This is a genomic window from Acholeplasma granularum ATCC 19168, assembly GCF_000526235.1.
Classification (GTDB): domain Bacteria; phylum Bacillota_I; class Bacilli_A; order Acholeplasmatales; family Acholeplasmataceae; genus Acholeplasma; species Acholeplasma granularum.
The window spans coordinates 66,385-82,505 of record NZ_JAFR01000013.1; the positions used below are offsets into that span (position 1 = coordinate 66,385).

14 protein-coding genes are annotated in these 16,121 nt (G+C 28.6%); 11 read left to right on the forward strand and 3 right to left on the reverse strand.

The window, feature by feature from the left end; translation table 11 throughout:
* Positions 1–36: 36 nt before the first annotated feature.
* Positions 37–252, reverse strand: coding sequence for a putative quinol monooxygenase (locus G324_RS0106380; protein ID WP_210994124.1), 216 nt, complete (start codon positions 250–252; stop codon positions 37–39).
* 408 nt (positions 253–660) lie between these two features.
* Between G324_RS0106380 and G324_RS0106385 the strand changes: the two genes are divergently transcribed.
* A complete protein-coding gene (locus tag G324_RS0106385) occupies positions 661–1,626 on the forward strand; it encodes a hypothetical protein (protein ID WP_025725553.1) in 966 nt (321 codons plus the stop codon).
* 174 nt (positions 1,627–1,800) lie between these two features.
* Positions 1,801–2,547 (forward strand): nuclease-related domain-containing protein, encoded by a 747-nt coding sequence (locus G324_RS0106390; protein ID WP_025725554.1) that lies wholly within the window; start codon positions 1,801–1,803, stop codon positions 2,545–2,547.
* Positions 2,548–2,696: 149 nt separating this feature from the next.
* Here the strand turns inward: G324_RS0106390 and G324_RS0106395 are convergent, their stop codons facing one another.
* Entirely contained in the window at positions 2,697–3,812 is a 1,116-nt protein-coding gene (locus tag G324_RS0106395; RefSeq protein ID WP_342667565.1) for a transposase, read from the reverse strand.
* Positions 3,809–4,210: a hypothetical protein gene (locus G324_RS0106400; RefSeq protein ID WP_025725556.1), complete on the reverse strand. Its 402-nt coding sequence runs from the start codon at positions 4,208–4,210 to the stop codon at positions 3,809–3,811. Before G324_RS0106400 ends, G324_RS0106395 begins: the two co-directional genes overlap by 4 nt.
* A gap of 405 nt (positions 4,211–4,615) precedes the next feature.
* Between G324_RS0106400 and G324_RS0106405 the strand changes: the two genes are divergently transcribed.
* The 9 genes from G324_RS0106405 (at position 4,616) to G324_RS0106450 (ending at position 15,565) form a co-directional block, all read left to right on the forward strand.
* Positions 4,616–4,918 carry a hypothetical protein gene (locus G324_RS0106405; protein ID WP_025725557.1) on the forward strand — a complete coding sequence of 101 codons (303 nt, stop codon included), beginning with the start codon at positions 4,616–4,618 and terminating at the stop codon, positions 4,916–4,918.
* A 207-nt stretch (positions 4,919–5,125) separates the two neighbouring features.
* Positions 5,126–8,125 (forward strand): UvrD-helicase domain-containing protein, encoded by a 3,000-nt coding sequence (locus G324_RS0106410; protein WP_162146965.1) that lies wholly within the window; start codon positions 5,126–5,128, stop codon positions 8,123–8,125.
* 967 nt (positions 8,126–9,092) lie between these two features.
* Positions 9,093–9,689, forward strand: coding sequence for a TetR/AcrR family transcriptional regulator (locus tag G324_RS0106420; RefSeq protein WP_025725559.1), 597 nt, complete (start codon positions 9,093–9,095; stop codon positions 9,687–9,689).
* 5 nt (positions 9,690–9,694) lie between these two features.
* The gene (locus tag G324_RS0106425) at positions 9,695–10,558 is read left to right on the forward strand and encodes an ABC transporter ATP-binding protein (protein WP_245587898.1); all 864 of its coding nucleotides are present in this window, start codon (positions 9,695–9,697) and stop codon (positions 10,556–10,558) included.
* Positions 10,551–11,267, forward strand: coding sequence for an ABC transporter permease (locus G324_RS0106430; RefSeq protein WP_162146966.1), 717 nt, complete (start codon positions 10,551–10,553; stop codon positions 11,265–11,267). Before G324_RS0106425 ends, G324_RS0106430 begins: the two co-directional genes overlap by 8 nt.
* 4 nt (positions 11,268–11,271) lie before the next feature.
* A complete protein-coding gene (locus G324_RS0106435; RefSeq protein ID WP_025725562.1) occupies positions 11,272–12,072 on the forward strand; it encodes a hypothetical protein in 801 nt (266 codons plus the stop codon).
* Between the two features lie 16 nt (positions 12,073–12,088).
* Positions 12,089–12,211 (forward strand): hypothetical protein, encoded by a 123-nt coding sequence (locus tag G324_RS08145; protein ID WP_281172286.1) that lies wholly within the window; start codon positions 12,089–12,091, stop codon positions 12,209–12,211.
* A gap of 234 nt (positions 12,212–12,445) precedes the next feature.
* Positions 12,446–13,882: a hypothetical protein gene (locus G324_RS0106445; RefSeq protein ID WP_025725563.1), complete on the forward strand. Its 1,437-nt coding sequence runs from the start codon at positions 12,446–12,448 to the stop codon at positions 13,880–13,882.
* 84 nt (positions 13,883–13,966) lie between these two features.
* Positions 13,967–15,565 carry a hypothetical protein gene (locus G324_RS0106450; RefSeq protein WP_162146967.1) on the forward strand — a complete coding sequence of 533 codons (1,599 nt, stop codon included), beginning with the start codon at positions 13,967–13,969 and terminating at the stop codon, positions 15,563–15,565.
* Positions 15,566–16,121: the final 556 nt, after the last annotated feature.

Genomic DNA, 16,121 nt, shown 5'->3' on the forward strand with positions numbered 1-16,121 from the left:
TCTGTTATAACAATCTTAGACTAATTAAAAAGTTGTTCAAATACCTTTTCCACCTATTGTTTCTAATATGCTAATTCTTCCCATACCTGTAATGATGGGTTTTGCACGTTTTATTAATGTTTGAGTAGACTCAAGTGTTAAAGATTCCTGATGTGCATTTTCATTACTCCATACTTCATAAACATAAACTGTATTGGGTTCATCTTTAGAAGTGTTTACAAGATATATTTCACATTCTAAAAGATTTTTCATTGATGAAGCTGCTATAGTTAATAAAGATAATAGACTAATTAAAAAGTATAAAAATGAAATTGTCATTAAATGGGATGATAATACATATGTTTTTGGAAATGGAGTAAAATTTGGCTTAATGAATGGTGAGTCAAAAATATTAATTCCATCTGATTATACTAACCTTTTTATTTATTACAACGTGTTTTAATAAGTAGAGAATGAAAATAGATTTTTATAGTCTATTTTTAAAAAAACTTTAAATAAAAAAATGAGAAATATTTACACCTTAGTTTACTCACAGTAGGCTATGATATAATTAGTTGAATAAAGATAATATAAGTGAAAAAGGAATTTAATCAATAATAACCTCTAGTAGATAAAAAAATGCTAATTAGGGGTTTTTAAATACAAATAAGGAGTTATTACATGCAAGATAAATATAAAGAAAGAACAAGACAAGAAATTATACATGATAATTTCTTTTATTATTTAGAAAAGTCAGGCAAAACAATGAGCGAATACGCTAAGGACAATAACTTAGATAGAACAACACTTTCTAAATGGAAATCACTTTCATCCAATATGAATAATGAGCATATTTTTCAAGCTGCAAAATATTTTGGTGTTGTTGTTAATGATTTATATTATAACCAAAAGGAAAAGAAGAATTTAGAGGTTTTAACGGATAATAACTATAAGACTGTACTTGCTCAACAATCGATAAAAATAAATAACTATAAAACATTATTTAATAAACCGTTAAATGCTATATTTGGCATTATGATGCTATTTATAGGTATTAGTTCATTCATTTATTTAGTGGTTAATTTATCCTATATATATTTATTATTTTACTTTGTATTTAGCATAGCTAGTAGCTATGTAATTCATTCATATGGTATAAAGGAAAAAACGTATATTATCAACTATACCGACGATATATATTATTTGAGAAAAGATCACACAAATAAAAATAAATTTATGAATATAGGATTTATTATAATGAACATAATTATCACACTAATTAATGTTCTATTTATTGAATTAGATAATCAGTTTCAATTACTTATATCAGTATACGGGTTAGTTTTAATATTTGTTTTATTAATTAATATATTTTCGCTTATTAATTACCCATATAAATTTAAACTAACAACCAATGATAGTTTTGAAGGTTATAATATGAGTTTATATAGATTAATTAGTATACTCGTATTATTTGGTTTAACAATAAACTTATCATTAAACTTTAACATCGCATCAATTGTTTCTGTTTTACTTGGTAGTATTCAAGTTATCCTTGTAGTAATTGATTACTATGTATTATCTAAACTATATAGTAAATATGAACTTGTATATAGTAAAGATCAAAAGGTAATTGAATATCTATAAATACGTGTGACAATCAATCACAATTCATATATTTTTGTTGAAAGAACTTCACACCCACTATGAATTAAAAAAATCTTCTGTAGAATAAAGATGATTCAAGGGAACTTGCGTATAAATAATCTACTAGGGGATAAGTAAATTATTTAATAAAGGAAAATTTAGGAGGAACAAAAGATGGCAAAGAAAAAGAAGGATACAGGATCTGCATTAGTAGAACTTATATTTATTTTTATAGTTTTTATCATAAGAACAATTATTAAGACACTGTTAATCATATTTGACTTCATTACAATATACACATCTGGCTTTAAAACAAAGTCAGGTAAAGGGTTCTTTAAAACTTACTTTGATAAAGGTAATTATGGAGAATTTAAGTTATACAAAAAAGCAACTAAAATATTTGGTAAAAAGTATGTATATACAAATCTTTATTTAGATAACGAAAATACAGAGTTTACAGAAGTTGATGTGGTTGCAATAGCTTCAGAAGGTCTTTATGTATTTGAAATGAAAAACTATGGCGGATATATTTATGGATCAGAAAGAGATGAAAACTGGACACAAGTATTCCACAGAAACTCAAAACATAAATTCTACAATCCATTAAGACAAAATTATGCACACATTAAAGCTGTTGAAAAGTATTTAGAGGTTGAGAACCAAACAATTATTCCTGTAATTGTGTTTGGTAATTATGCAAAACTAAATAAAATAGATGTAAGCCAAAAACATAATGTACTTAAGATTAATAATCTAAACACATTTATTCGTAAGTTTAGAAAACAAAATCCTAAACTTGTCAATAATGAACAAAAACAATTATTTGCAGAAAAATTAATTCTAAAATCTAATATGAGCGAAGAAGTTAAACAAAAACATATTGAAGAAGTTAAAGCGCTTAAACTCTCAAAAGAAAACTAATAAAAAAGACATATTTGATTAGAAAGTAATCAGAGTTAGTTCGTTTAAAACGGACACTCATTGAAAAATTACCACTACCCCGGTGATTAATATCACCATCATTTTTATATTCAGCTGTTAATAATATTGATAAAATGGTTCTTATTCAATTAGGTTGAATTTGTATTAAAAAAATAAGATCTTAATAAACTGAACTTACATCTCCCATACATGATTCTTTTCTTGTTTTTAATCTTATTTACTACACCTTCGGTCTTACCATTAGATTCATCATATATAATGGAATTTTTAACTGCCTCTATATCTAGTCTTGTTCCTCTAATAAACGATTTTAGGTTTGATAATTCTTTTATGTTATCATATTTATCTAACCATTCATCAAGATGATTTGGTCTTTTTGAAAATAAAAGTATTCTAAATTCAAGTGAGATTTTTAGTATTAACTTAGCTAAAGTATTTTCTTTTATAAATTTCTTCATTAGGTTTAAATCTTCACTATCCAATCCTAAATCTGATAATCCTCTATCAAATAATAGATTAACTAATTTCTGTCTTTTTATTTTTGTTATTATGATAGATTTGTCTTTTTCTTCAATATATTTTTTAATAAATTCTGCTAGGTTAGATCTATTACCCTTATAACCTAACTTTCTTAATTCTAAAACCATCACTGTTTTCTTGAGTCCCCGCTCATAAAGAGCTCTAACTTCTTTTTCATGGCCTTTTAGAAAACTATTCCTATTTCGTTTCAAATTAAGACTATATTCTCCCTTAACATATTTACTTAATGTACGTCTATCTATATTATGAATCTTTGCAGTTTTACTGAAGTTTTTATTTTCATTATATGTCTTTAATATTTCAATAATTCTTTTTTCTTTGTTAGAAATCGGCTTGATTTCTCTAGATGTAGGTTGTTTTTGTTCCCTTTTGATGTTAATAATGAAATAATTAAAGTTTCTCTTTACATCATCATTTAAAGCTTCAGCTAATCCTTTGATTAGATGAAATCTATCAGATATTTGTATAGCATTAGGTAACGCTTCGTTTATTGCTGCTCTATATGATTTTGAACCATCTCTTGTAATGTATTTAATTGATTTAAACTGTTTCAGAAATTCTGCTACATCGCTTACTTCTCTAGAAAATATCATATCAATTGATTGACCTGTATCTTGATTTATTAAAATCGTTCCATAAGTATATCTTTTTCTTATTGAAAAATCATCTATACCCGCTCTTACAATAGAAGTATCTATAGTTATTGATTTTTTTTTAGGATTCTTAGAATTGTAGAATCAGATACATCAGATACATCTCTTTTAATCGTTCTTTCAACTCCAATTGCGGACATTTCTTTTGTTAAATTTAAAAGTAAATTTTCTAGTCTCTTAGTCCTTCTACCTGTAAAACCAAGAAAATCAAACTTCTCTGCTATTGTTAGACTTTCATCTAGGCTTGGGTTGAAGTATTTTTTTGATATTAAATGTAATTCAACTTTCTTATCCCCATAAGGAATATCTTGGATAACTCGTACTTTTCTTGAATGCACTTTTAGATTATTCGAGTTTCTTGACTCACAAAAAATACTAATCTTATTCCCCTTAGTTTGATGTTTAATATAAATTAAATTGGGTGATAATTGATTTAGGAATTCCTGCATAATAAACCTCTTTTCTATGATTTATTATACCATAAAAAATACTTAAATCAACCTAATTGAATAAGAACCGATAAAATGTACAAAAATCACTCTTAAATAATGTACATGACACTAAGTGAGTTAATAAAACTATACGAGGATAGAATTCATTATTTGAGACTATCAGGAATAGATATTTCATTTGAAGAACTTATAGAACTTTACAAGTAATTTTAAGTGATTAGGCTCAAGTCAATATTGAATTGAGTCTCTTTATATTATAATATGTCTTAAACCAATCAACAGGATCTAATAGGCACTCAGGTGAATATCCTATAAATTTAAAAATATGTTACAATGGAAATAATAGTCTAAATAAATAAAAAAAGATTCATAATATTCTCAAAAATAATAGGGGTGGGAATAATGATAATCTATGAAAGTAGTTTAGAAAAATTCATTGAAAATTGTAGTTTAAATGAAATATCTAAAGTTATTTTAAAAAATGCACCGATAAAAGGTTTTAATGTCAGTCCAAAGGAAATGAGTCCTTGGGAGAACTCATTACCTTTTATTGCAAGTGCATTAGACAATTCTGAAATTGATCCGTCTGTTAATGTTGCTATTGAATATAATTTCAATGTAACTAAAAACAGAATGGATTTTTTAGTTTATGGTATAGATGAACAGGGAAAAGATAATGTAGTTATTATTGAATTAAAACAATAAACCTAACTATGTTTATACTTATGGTGGTGGTGGACTTGGTAATTATGAACATCCATCATACCAAGCATATAGATATCAAAGCATTCTCAAAGGATTTAATGCTTATATTCAAGATAATGATATAAAGATTGCTTCTTGTTCATATCTACATAACATGGATAATATTTATGATTTTATCATTAATGATTCAAAGGAGCAGAAATGGGAATGTTTTCTTCAATAAAAGAGTATTTTAGAAATAAGAAAATCAAAAAAGAACTATCTTCTTTTAAAAAGTTTTTATCTAAACTTGAAGAATCATTTTTGCATCTACAGTTGATTTCCAATCCTACTGATAAAGTGTCAGCATATCGTGAGAACATCAGCACGAAAGAAGAATACTCTGCTTTTGCAATCAAGTATGATGAATTAACATCAAAAACAAAGACTCATAATGAAAGAGTTGATGAAATTAATCTAATCGTTGACTCATTTTCTTTTAGTAATAGTATTGCTCATTTTGATTTAATTGATCCGAAAGACTTTGATGAACTAATTGATATCACTAAAGAGATAGCTAAATTCAAATCATACGAAAGTCGTCACAAGAGGTTTATTCAAGAAGTAAATGAATTGAATGAAAACAGAATTCAAATTGGTGAACAATTAGCCATTAAAAAAGAATGTTCCAAAATATATAATCATATCCTATCGCAAGATTCCTATGTTGATAGGAAACAAGCATTGGAAATAAAGAGAATTTTAGAACAGGCAGAAAACAAATTAAAACAATACGTTAAATCGTATTTCGAAATTGAAGAGCTACGAATTTATAACGAACATATTGAGACCCATAACGCAAATTATATTGATAGTCATATAAATGATGAGTTATTTGAGGATGTTTGCGGAAGAACACTCGGAATAGACCAGAGGAAAGCTATACTCACTGATTCAATATCAAATCTAGTTATTGCGGGTGCAGGTTCAGGAAAAACACTAACTATTTGCGGTAAAGCAAAATGGCTTTTGGAAGACCAAAAAGTACCCAAAGAAGACATAGTTTTTCTTTCATATTCAAAAGCATCTGCTGATGATCTTGAACGCAAATTAAGTAAGATAGATGATAATCTGAATGTTTCAACGTTTCATAGTTTAGGATTGAAAATACTTGAAACCAAAGATAACAAAAAACAAAATGTTGAACCTAATTATGATGCTATCATTGAACGTTTCTTTAGTGAAGAAATGTTGTCATCTCAAAACATTGACATATTAAGAAAAGTGCTTGAATTCTATGGGAAATTTGCTTTTACTTTGGATGAGAAAAAATACGAAACCAAAGGTGAGCATTTCGAAAAACTTAAAGAAGCTGATTTCCAGACATTGAAACAAATCTTAGTAAACTTATCGAACAACCAAGAAGAAAGAGAAACAATACTGAAAGAAAAGGTCAAGAGCTTTGAGGAAATGGCAATCGCTAATTTTTATTATCTCTACGGCATTAAATATAGATATGAAAAACCATTTCCGATTGATACAACAACTCCTGATTACCGACAATATAATCCGGATTTTACATTAATTGAATATGATATTTTTCATGAGCATTTTGGAGTGGACAGAAATGGTGAATGTACTCAATATTCAAAAGAAGAAGCGGATATATATATTGAATCGATGACATGGAAAGAACAACTCCACAAACAACATAATACAAAATACTTAAAGACTTACTCTTATGAATTCAAGGAAGAAACAATATTTGAAAAACTCGAAGAAAATCTTAAATCATTCGGAGTTGAATTAAAACCGATATCTGCTGATGAAGTGAGAAATGCCCTTGGATCAGTATACAAAAATAGAAACTTCAAGTCATTTATCAAATTAGTCAAATCATTTATTAACCTATACAAGTCAAGATATTCGAATAATTCCCATTTTGAAATACTGAAATCTGAAGAATTTGCAAATCCTTATGAGAAACAAAGATCATTGCTTTTTCTAGATATATGCAAAGAAATATACGATTACTATAAAAGTCAATTAGATGGGAAGACTGACTTTGATGATATGATACTTGAAGCAATTAAGATTATTCCAACTAGCAGCCAATTCAAATACAAGTACATTATTGTAGATGAGTTCCAAGATATTTCTTACAGCCGAATGGAGTTATTAAGAACCTTGATTAGGCATGGAGATTCGAAGATATTTGCTGTCGGTGATGACTGGCAAAGTATCTATAGATTCGCAGGAAGCGATATTGGAATATTTATCAATTTTGATAATTATTTTGAGATGACTACAGAATGCAGATTAATAAGTAATTTTAGGAATTCAAAAGAACTGCATCAAATCATTGAGCCTTTTATTACTGCTAATCCTGAGCAAAAGAAAAAGGATATTATATGTAGCAATCAATTGACTAATCCAGTAAAAATCATCTACTATGAAACAAATAAAATATCTGCGTTAAATGCGGCATTATCAGAAATTCAAACAAAGAATCCAACAGCCAGTGTACTATTACTTGGAAGAAATAACTTTGATATTGAAGACTACCTGTCAAAAACGATTCAAATATGTAAAGATGGAAAAATTATACACTACGGATTCCCAAACATAAACATCGCATTTAAAACAGTTCATCGCTCAAAAGGATTAGAAGAAGATTATGTAATTGTGATTAACAATGAAGATTCCAAAACAGGGTTTCCTAATAAAATTGAAGATGATCCTATATTATCATTGGTTCTGAGTGATAAAAGTAGGTATGAGTATTCAGAAGAACGAAGGCTATTTTATGTAGCTTTAACCAGAACCAGATCATATTGTTATCTCCTGGTTGATGCTAACAAAAAATCAATTTTCATTAAAGAGATTGAAGACAACTGCGAAATAACTAATCCTGAACTGGTAGACGACAGTGAAGCCATTGCGTGTCCATACTGTAAAACCGGACATTTGGTTTTGAGAGGCAAATGGGGGAATCAATTTTATGGTTGTTCGAATTATCCTTACTGTGAATACAGTCAGAAAAAGAGTGTGGTTTATGGTTCAAAAAGATGCCCAAGATGTGATCATTTTATTATTTGGAGAGATGGACATTGGGGCAAATTTCTAGGTTGTTCGAATTACCCCAGATGCAAACATACCATTAATCCCAAAGACTATGATTTTGAGAGATGGAAACCTAGTTTCGAAAAGTATAAAAAGAAGTCCTAATTTAAAAGACTTAATAATTGGCACTTACAAAATCTTAAACTCAAAATAGTCACTTGTTTTTTTATTAGGTAGGTGGGCTTAATAAAGCCATCAATTGATAGTCATGCTATTCTATGTTTAGGGGTGTGCAAAATATTTACAGGGGTGCACTAATTTTTGACAGGGGTGCGATATTGTATCAATAAAGGTCGAGTAACCCATATAAAATGAAATGGTTTGATACATAAGCTAATTACAATTAACCCTTAGTATCAAACCGTTTTTTATATATTAAAAACAAAGTCGATGTTACATCTTTGACCTTTTTTGAAAATGTTGATAAAACACTAATGTTATATAATTAAAGTATAAAGAGAACAAAATTGAATATCCTTGATCAAAAGTCAAACAATCTTATTATAAATTAAGTATAAATATCCAAAAGATAGAAGGTTGAACATTATGATGAACTATTTTTCAGTTAATGCATTAATGTTAATTGGGATGATTTTAGTTGCTTTTTTGACTTATCAAGTTGGACGAAATTACTTTTATGAATGGTTAAATAAGAGTACGCAATAGTGTGCACATAAGAATCCCCAATTCTTAGCACTAAAAGCGTACAATTGTTTAACCATTTATATGAAGCCTCCACTTCAAGAGCGTCTTATATTGATCGAGATGAAATAAAGAAAGATACTTACAGTGGTGAAATAATCAAACGTAGATTATACAAGAGTTATCATAACTTCATAATCAACGCTGATTTAAACGCAGCTTTAAATATCTTAAAAAAAGGTAACCCCGATGTCATATGGATGGGGACTAGAGGTTAAAATACGCCTAAACGGACATACTTATTTCAAAGTTGTCGTTAAAATGAGTAATTTTTCAAAACTATTTTTGTTCTTTTTTCTTGAATTAATAATATTTTGGGTTTATAATTAAACTGTGACCACGTGGTCATTATGTGGGAGGAGTAGTAAAAATGCGTGATAATTCAAGTCTCGATGAGCGAATTTTGAAATCTGCACTTCAAGAATTTGGGACGAAAGGTTATAACCTTTCTTCGACAAATACGATTGCGGCCGATGCTCAGGTATCAAAAGGACTCATCTTCAAAAAGTATAAAAGCAAAGCAGAATTATTTTATACTATCTACCAAAATGAACTTAATAGATTTTTGGATGAGTATCGTCATTTTCAAAAACGTGGATCAAAAGATGTGTTTGAGCAAATTGTTGATATTATTATTTGGAAAGGGACTTATACACAAAAGAATCCTGAGGCAGCCAATGTTTTACTTGAAGGTATTGCAAATCCGCCTAGTTTAATCAGAAATCGATTACAGGAATCACTTGTTGTACTTCGAGAAATGTCTATATCATCCTTATTTTCACAAATCAATCGTGAAAATTTGCGTGACGATATCTCGCGAGAAATGTTTGAGAAGACTTTAAATTTGGCAATAGCTGGATTACAAGCAACATATGTTAACAAAAATGTAACCTATGAAACCCTCAATTCAGTCAAAAATGAATCAATCGAATTTTTAAAAATTATCATTAGAGGAATGGAGAAATAACAACTATGTCGTACGTGTTTGAAGTAAAAGATTTATGTTTTAAATACCCTAAACATCATGAGGATACCATCAAATCAATTTCATTTTCAGTAGAAAAAGGCATTATCTTTGGTTTATTAGGCCCTTCAGGCGCAGGGAAATCAACAACTCAAAAAATATTAACAAAATTACTGACTGGTTACAATGGGACAATTCTTTATAATGGCAACGATTTAAGTTCCTATAATAAGAGCTACTATGAAAACATTGGCGTTGGATTTGAAATGCCAGTTCATTTCAATAAACTCACAGCATTAGAAAATCTAAAATATTTTGCAGGTCTTTATCAAAAAACGATCGATTATGAAGCTTTACTACGACGAGTTGGTTTGTATGAAGCAAAAGATCAAATGGTTGGAGAATTTTCAAAAGGAATGAAAATTCGCTTGAATTTTGTTCGAGCTTTAATTAATAACCCAGATGTAATTTTTTTAGATGAACCGACCAACGGTCTTGATCCAAAAAATGCTAAAGTGATTAAGGATATCATTCATGAATTAAAAGAGCAAGGAAAAACCATATTTATTACAACCCATTTAATGGGAGATGTGGAACAATTATGCGATAAAGTCGTGTTTATAACAAAAGGTAAAATCAGTGATGTTTCAACTCCTCGTGAATTAAAACTAAAATATGGAAAAAAAGAAGTGTATGTCGAATATCTTATTAGCAATTCTCGTAAAAAAGAGACATTTTCTTTACAAAATATTGGTTCAGATACAAACTTTTTAGATTTGATTAAAAACTATGATATTGAGACAATCCATAGCGGTGAAACTTCAATGGAAGATATTTTCATTAAAGTTACGGGTGAAGAGAAGTATGAGTAGTTTACTTCATTTGATTAAAGGTGAAATTATCCGCCTTTTTAAGTATAAAATTATCTTTTTTGGTATTTTAGTATCATTACTCTGGTTATTAATCATTGGGTTTCAAACAGCTGAACAAGCAAAATCAATTATACCGCTATTAATCGTGACTGATTCAGGATTAATGTCTATTATCTTAATTGGGGCTAGTTTCTATTTTGAGAAGCAGGAAAACACAGTCAAATCACTTTTGGTATCACCTGTTTCTCTGGTTCAAGTTTTAATCGCTAAGGTTATATCGGCGGTGTTTACTGCGTTTATTTCATTGGTGATTGTTGTCGCGTTTGCTATTATATTTCATGGACTTGAAGTACAAATTTTCAAGTTATTACTTTATATTTTAGCGGTTGTTATTAGTCATACAGCCATTGGTTATATCCTGATTCTAAGAAGTAAAGATTTTATGGTTATGCTTGTTAAGTATGCGGGATTGATGTTACTATTCTATACACCAACTTTGCTATTAGCTCTTGAGATAATCGGTCATGAATATGAAATTTTTGCTTTACTATCACCAAGTTATGCTGGTGAATATTTGATTAAAAGTACATTTACTCATTTAGATGTTTTAAAACAATTGGTTGCGTATGGATATTTAATGGTCCTAGGTTGTGGCATATATTTAGGTTATGTTTACAAAAAGTTTAAGAAAGTTGCAATTGAAGGGTGATATTATGAAAAAATACTTAAGTTTAGTCAAGTACGAATTCAAAACAATCGTTAAGGATCTGATGAATTTATTTATATTACTCTATCCGATTCTCATGCTATTTATTTGTGGTTTTTTATTACCTGCGATTGTTGAAAAAACCGCTGGATTAGATTCAAATGTAGCTGCAATTACGCTATTGATTGGATTTGTCATATTAATTTCGATTGGCGGCTTTATGATGGGAGCAATGCTTGGTTTTTCGTTACTTGATAACCGTGATGAAAATACACTTATCAACATTGCTGCTTCACCCGTCACGGTATCTGGGTATGCTACATTTAAAATAATTTACACATATATATTGGCAATATTAGGGAATGTTTTCATGGTGGGTGGTTTAAAATTACTCGCCAGCGAGAGTTATGTTGTTAATTATGGCGGAATAACCATTGGACTTCTTGATAATCTAACCTATGGTCACATTATCATTTTCTCAATTGTTTCAGGATTAATTGTTCCATTTGTTGCATTGGCATTAGGTGCATTAGCAAAAAACAAGATTGAGGGATTTGCGATGATAAAGGGGGGCGGCTTGTTTGTCATGATACCGATGCTGATATTATTGGAATCTTTTCAAGATGCTAAACAATATATTTTCGGTATTTTCCCCAATTTTTGGACGATGAAAGCAATCCTTAATCTATCCTTAGGAACCGAAAATGCTATGAACATGGATTTTTGGCTCTATATGCTTATTGGCGCAATCTATCCGATAATTTTAGGAATTATCGCATTAAAAATGTTTGTAAAAAAATTATCTTAGTGAATGAGGATCTATTATGGAATGGTATTGGTGGGTATTAATTGTTGTTGGAGTGCTTGGTTTGGGTTATTTAAAACTTAAATTATTTAGTAAGATGACAAAAAAACCGAAGAATCAAGATCATCAAGACGAAGACTAATTTTTGTAAGGGAAAAATATAGTGTTGCAATAATATGTGATAATAACATCAATACTGAAAGTTTGCCTGTGTATAAAGTATAATAGGATATTAAATAATCACTATTTATAATTTAATATATGAGTATAAGTAAATCTTATAGAAAAAAGAACAGATGATATAAAGCATCTAAATCTTGACTAATAATCAGGAAATGTAGCTTAGTATTTGTATTATTTTAGAAAGGGATTGAAAATGGCGGATAAAATTCAAGATATTATTGAAAAGGTAGAAGATAGTCTAAATGGTTATAGACAGTCATTAATTGGGATTGATTCAAATTCAAAATCTATGTTTGACTTTACAATTAATTATAAAAATGAACGTTCTATAGCATCTTACATAACATATCAGCTTGCTGATATTTTTGAGAGTATCGGTATGAAAAATGTATACGTTATAAATGAAATGGATTTGAGAATAAAATACGAATTAGCAGACGAAAAAATATTAGAACTCGAAAAAAACGTTGATAAAACCACTATTAGCAAAAAGAAAGTCAAGTTTATACCAGATACATTTGTCACATTTAGTAATTCTGAAAATAACTTAGTCCATATCTTTATTGAGTATAAAATAAATAATATATTTAAATATATTCAACTAGCAAACGATTATATGAAATTTAAACAGTATACTATTAACACTCAAACAAACCCATATTTTGCATATTTACTCTTAAATCCATCTAATAATGGTATGGATATTACACTCAAAAAAGATCACTTAACCAACATTAAATATCAAATAATGGAAAAAAATATTGATGAGAGTACTTTAGACGATGATGCGACAGTATTTATTCATAAACATCAAAATACTCAGAATGGTATTACTCAAGATGTTTTACCAATTATAGAAAACATAGAAGAAAACATTAAGGACTTCGAATTTTTATCTCATAAGGAAGAATTTCATAACATTAAGGACTTTAGTACAAATCCATATTTTTCTAATGCGGGTAAATTTGGGAGTAGGGTACTTAATTCACATAGGATACAAAAAAAATATTTAGAGATAAAGCAATTATATGACATCCTTAGAAATTATAAGGAAGATATAGCGGTTCCTCAAGATGCCTTTATAACATTGGACTCATTCAAGTCTTCAATAGAAGATGATATAAATTTCATCGACAAACTTACATGTTATTTTAATAATCAAATCAAACAACAAACTAGATCTTCTGAAGGATTAATAGACAATGCAGCCTTCAGTTATAATAGGAAGAGAGCGTTATGGATTCAAATGTTGCTACAAAAATTTTCTAATGATTTAGGACTCGGACTAGACCTTATATATTTTTACGATAAAAAAGAAGAAGAAGACTCGAAAGGCATTTTAAAGATGTTAGAGAATTCATACAAAGGTAAAGATCTGCATAATTTTAATCAATTAGTCATGGGGTTAGTACATTATATAGTTGTATTTTATGACTCTATATATATTTTTAATGAGACTAGGTTGGAGCAGAAAGATGAGTATAAAGCGTATGAGATAAAATCGACAATACTTAATAATCTAAAGCAATTAAAACGTAAACTTGGCTTTAGAGGTGCCACTATAGATTGGAATTCCGATATTCTTTATGAAGGATCCCGAATATTACTTAAACTTTTAAAGGATAGTTAGTAAAAACTATGAATTATTGAGCAAAAGAAATAAGAAATGTGATGAAATTTATACGGGGTAATTCAATACTTAGAGGTAATAATTATGCTTGAAAACGTTGATGAAAAAGAACACTTTTTTATGATGATAGATGACTTGTATAGAAGGTTAAAAACAGTAGATAAAGAAGTACTTGGTATGGGTTCTGAAAAATTGCCATCTAGTATAAACACCGCTATACTTGGCTATATAGCTTCATTTGGTTTAAGTCTTATTAAAGATTTATATTTAAATAATACTCGATCTTCTGGGTTTTTATTGAGTATACGGTGTATTATTGAAGGTATAGCCATACAGATGTATCTCGAAAAAAAATCTATAACACCAGAACAAGAAGAAATATTTAAATTACAATCATATTTATTTGAATGGGATATATATAGAAGATATCCTTCTTTTGATGATGTTCTATTTGACTTGAACACTATAAATGCGAATTATATAAAAAGCAAGGAAGTACTAATAAAAAAATACCAATACACATCGAAACAAATAGATAAAATAAAAAGATCTAAAGTTCCTTATATTGATAATATGAAATCATTTGAAGATTTAATTAAGCGCCATCTACCAAGCGGGATTTTAGAAATCTATAAGACTATTAGTTTATATGTTCATCCTTATAACTATAGAATAAATGACCCGAAATTATTTATGATACTGGCTGAAACAACAATCAACCTACTTAATAAAATATTTGACAATGTTACACCATCTAGTAAGGGATTAGAATATGAATATAATATGGTCATAGGCATGAATGATTTAGGATATCATACAAGAAAAATTACTAATCATCAGGTAGATAAATTAAATAAACTTTGTGGAATGATTGACTCAATAGGATATAATTTTTTAGCTTATTCAATTGAAGCATGTACCTCTCCATTAATTGACTATTTACTTGATACTTCGATGGGATATACGGAGCAGAGTACAACTAAATGGAAAACAGCTATTGAAAATTTATGGTACTTAAACGAATGTATCGGAGATGATGACCTTGGAAATAAGAATGAACTTATATATGCTCATACGTATATTAAACAAAGATTGAATGTTGGTGGTGAAGTGCTTGATGATGACTTTATGGTTGCATATGATTTCTACATAAAAAAGTATTCAAATGGAGTACCATATGAAGTATTCAAGAAGAACTTCATAGGCACAACAGGATATACTATTAATGAATTTGGAGAAACTAAGAGTCTCAAAAAATCCGTCTTTACTTTTATTGACGAGATATCACCAAAGATTAATGATGGACAGTTGGATTGCAATGTCAGGGAAGAACCGGACTTTAATTTTACAAACAATGAAAATATTGAAATTGTTAAAATAAATTTATCAGATCTACTGAAGATGAAGTATGACGAGAGTCAAGTAATGAGTCACGCCTCTGGATATCTTTATTATTCACTATCTGGTGCTTGGTATGATGGTACTCAATTGGCGGTATTATATGAAGAGATACTTCAAGTGTTACTAGAAACATTGCTAAATAAACTTAAAGAGTTATATAGAATGAAGTTGATACCCAAAAAGATAGTTAATTATCTAAGAAACTTTATCAATGAGAATAAGGATAACATAAAGAACAAAGGACAAGTATATCTTATGCCTAAAATCAAAAAGGATTATTGAAACGGAATGACCATATTTGTTCTAATTTAGATGAATAGTGAAATGAATATTTTTATGATATTATCATCCTATAAATGGTTAAATAAGAATACAAAATTTGTGCACATAAGAATACCCAATTCTTAGCATAAAAAAGCATACTCATTTTTATGCAATGAGCTTTTGTATATAAAAGTAGACGCGAAGTTAGAATCATATTTTTAATTATTTACTCACAAAATAGATTCAATAAAAATAATAAGGAAGTTAAAGTGACATTTTAAAAGGTTAGAAGTAAGTTGATGGATAAATTCGCATTTTTTAATGAAATTATAACATCAATTAAACAACTCCTCATTTTATGCTATAGTATCTATATAACGTTTGACTAAATAGAAATTATAAGGGGATATTTAAATATGATGAAAATTAAGTATAAATACGTAGGGGTATTTTTTATAGCATGGATCTTTATATTTTTAACTGGGTGTAGAATGGTACAAATGAATCCAGCACAATTCTTGCAAAATAATCATACATTTAGTGCATATAGTTTATTTGATGACAACATCAATCC

Excerpts from the sequence above, each read along its gene's own strand:
- G324_RS08145 (WP_281172286.1), top strand. The coding sequence starts at position 12,089 with ATGGAATGGTATTGGTGGGTATTAATTGTTGTTGGAGTGCTTGGTTTG.
- G324_RS0106435 (WP_025725562.1), top strand. The coding sequence starts at position 11,272 with ATGAAAAAATACTTAAGTTTAGTCAAGTACGAATTCAAAACAATCGTT.
- G324_RS0106405 (WP_025725557.1), top strand. The coding sequence starts at position 4,616 with ATGATAATCTATGAAAGTAGTTTAGAAAAATTCATTGAAAATTGTAGT.
- G324_RS0106430 (WP_162146966.1), top strand. The coding sequence starts at position 10,551 with ATGAGTAGTTTACTTCATTTGATTAAAGGTGAAATTATCCGCCTTTTT.
- G324_RS0106390 (WP_025725554.1), top strand. The coding sequence starts at position 1,801 with ATGGCAAAGAAAAAGAAGGATACAGGATCTGCATTAGTAGAACTTATA.
- G324_RS0106425 (WP_245587898.1), top strand. The coding sequence starts at position 9,695 with ATGTCGTACGTGTTTGAAGTAAAAGATTTATGTTTTAAATACCCTAAA.
- G324_RS0106385 (WP_025725553.1), top strand. The coding sequence starts at position 661 with ATGCAAGATAAATATAAAGAAAGAACAAGACAAGAAATTATACATGAT.
- G324_RS0106420 (WP_025725559.1), top strand. The coding sequence starts at position 9,093 with ATGCGTGATAATTCAAGTCTCGATGAGCGAATTTTGAAATCTGCACTT.
- G324_RS0106450 (WP_162146967.1), top strand. The coding sequence starts at position 13,967 with ATGCTTGAAAACGTTGATGAAAAAGAACACTTTTTTATGATGATAGAT.
- G324_RS0106410 (WP_162146965.1), top strand. The coding sequence starts at position 5,126 with ATGTTTTCTTCAATAAAAGAGTATTTTAGAAATAAGAAAATCAAAAAA.
- G324_RS0106400 (WP_025725556.1), bottom strand. The coding sequence starts at position 4,210 with ATGCAGGAATTCCTAAATCAATTATCACCCAATTTAATTTATATTAAA.
- G324_RS0106380 (WP_210994124.1), bottom strand. The coding sequence starts at position 252 with ATGAAAAATCTTTTAGAATGTGAAATATATCTTGTAAACACTTCTAAA.
- G324_RS0106445 (WP_025725563.1), top strand. The coding sequence starts at position 12,446 with ATGGCGGATAAAATTCAAGATATTATTGAAAAGGTAGAAGATAGTCTA.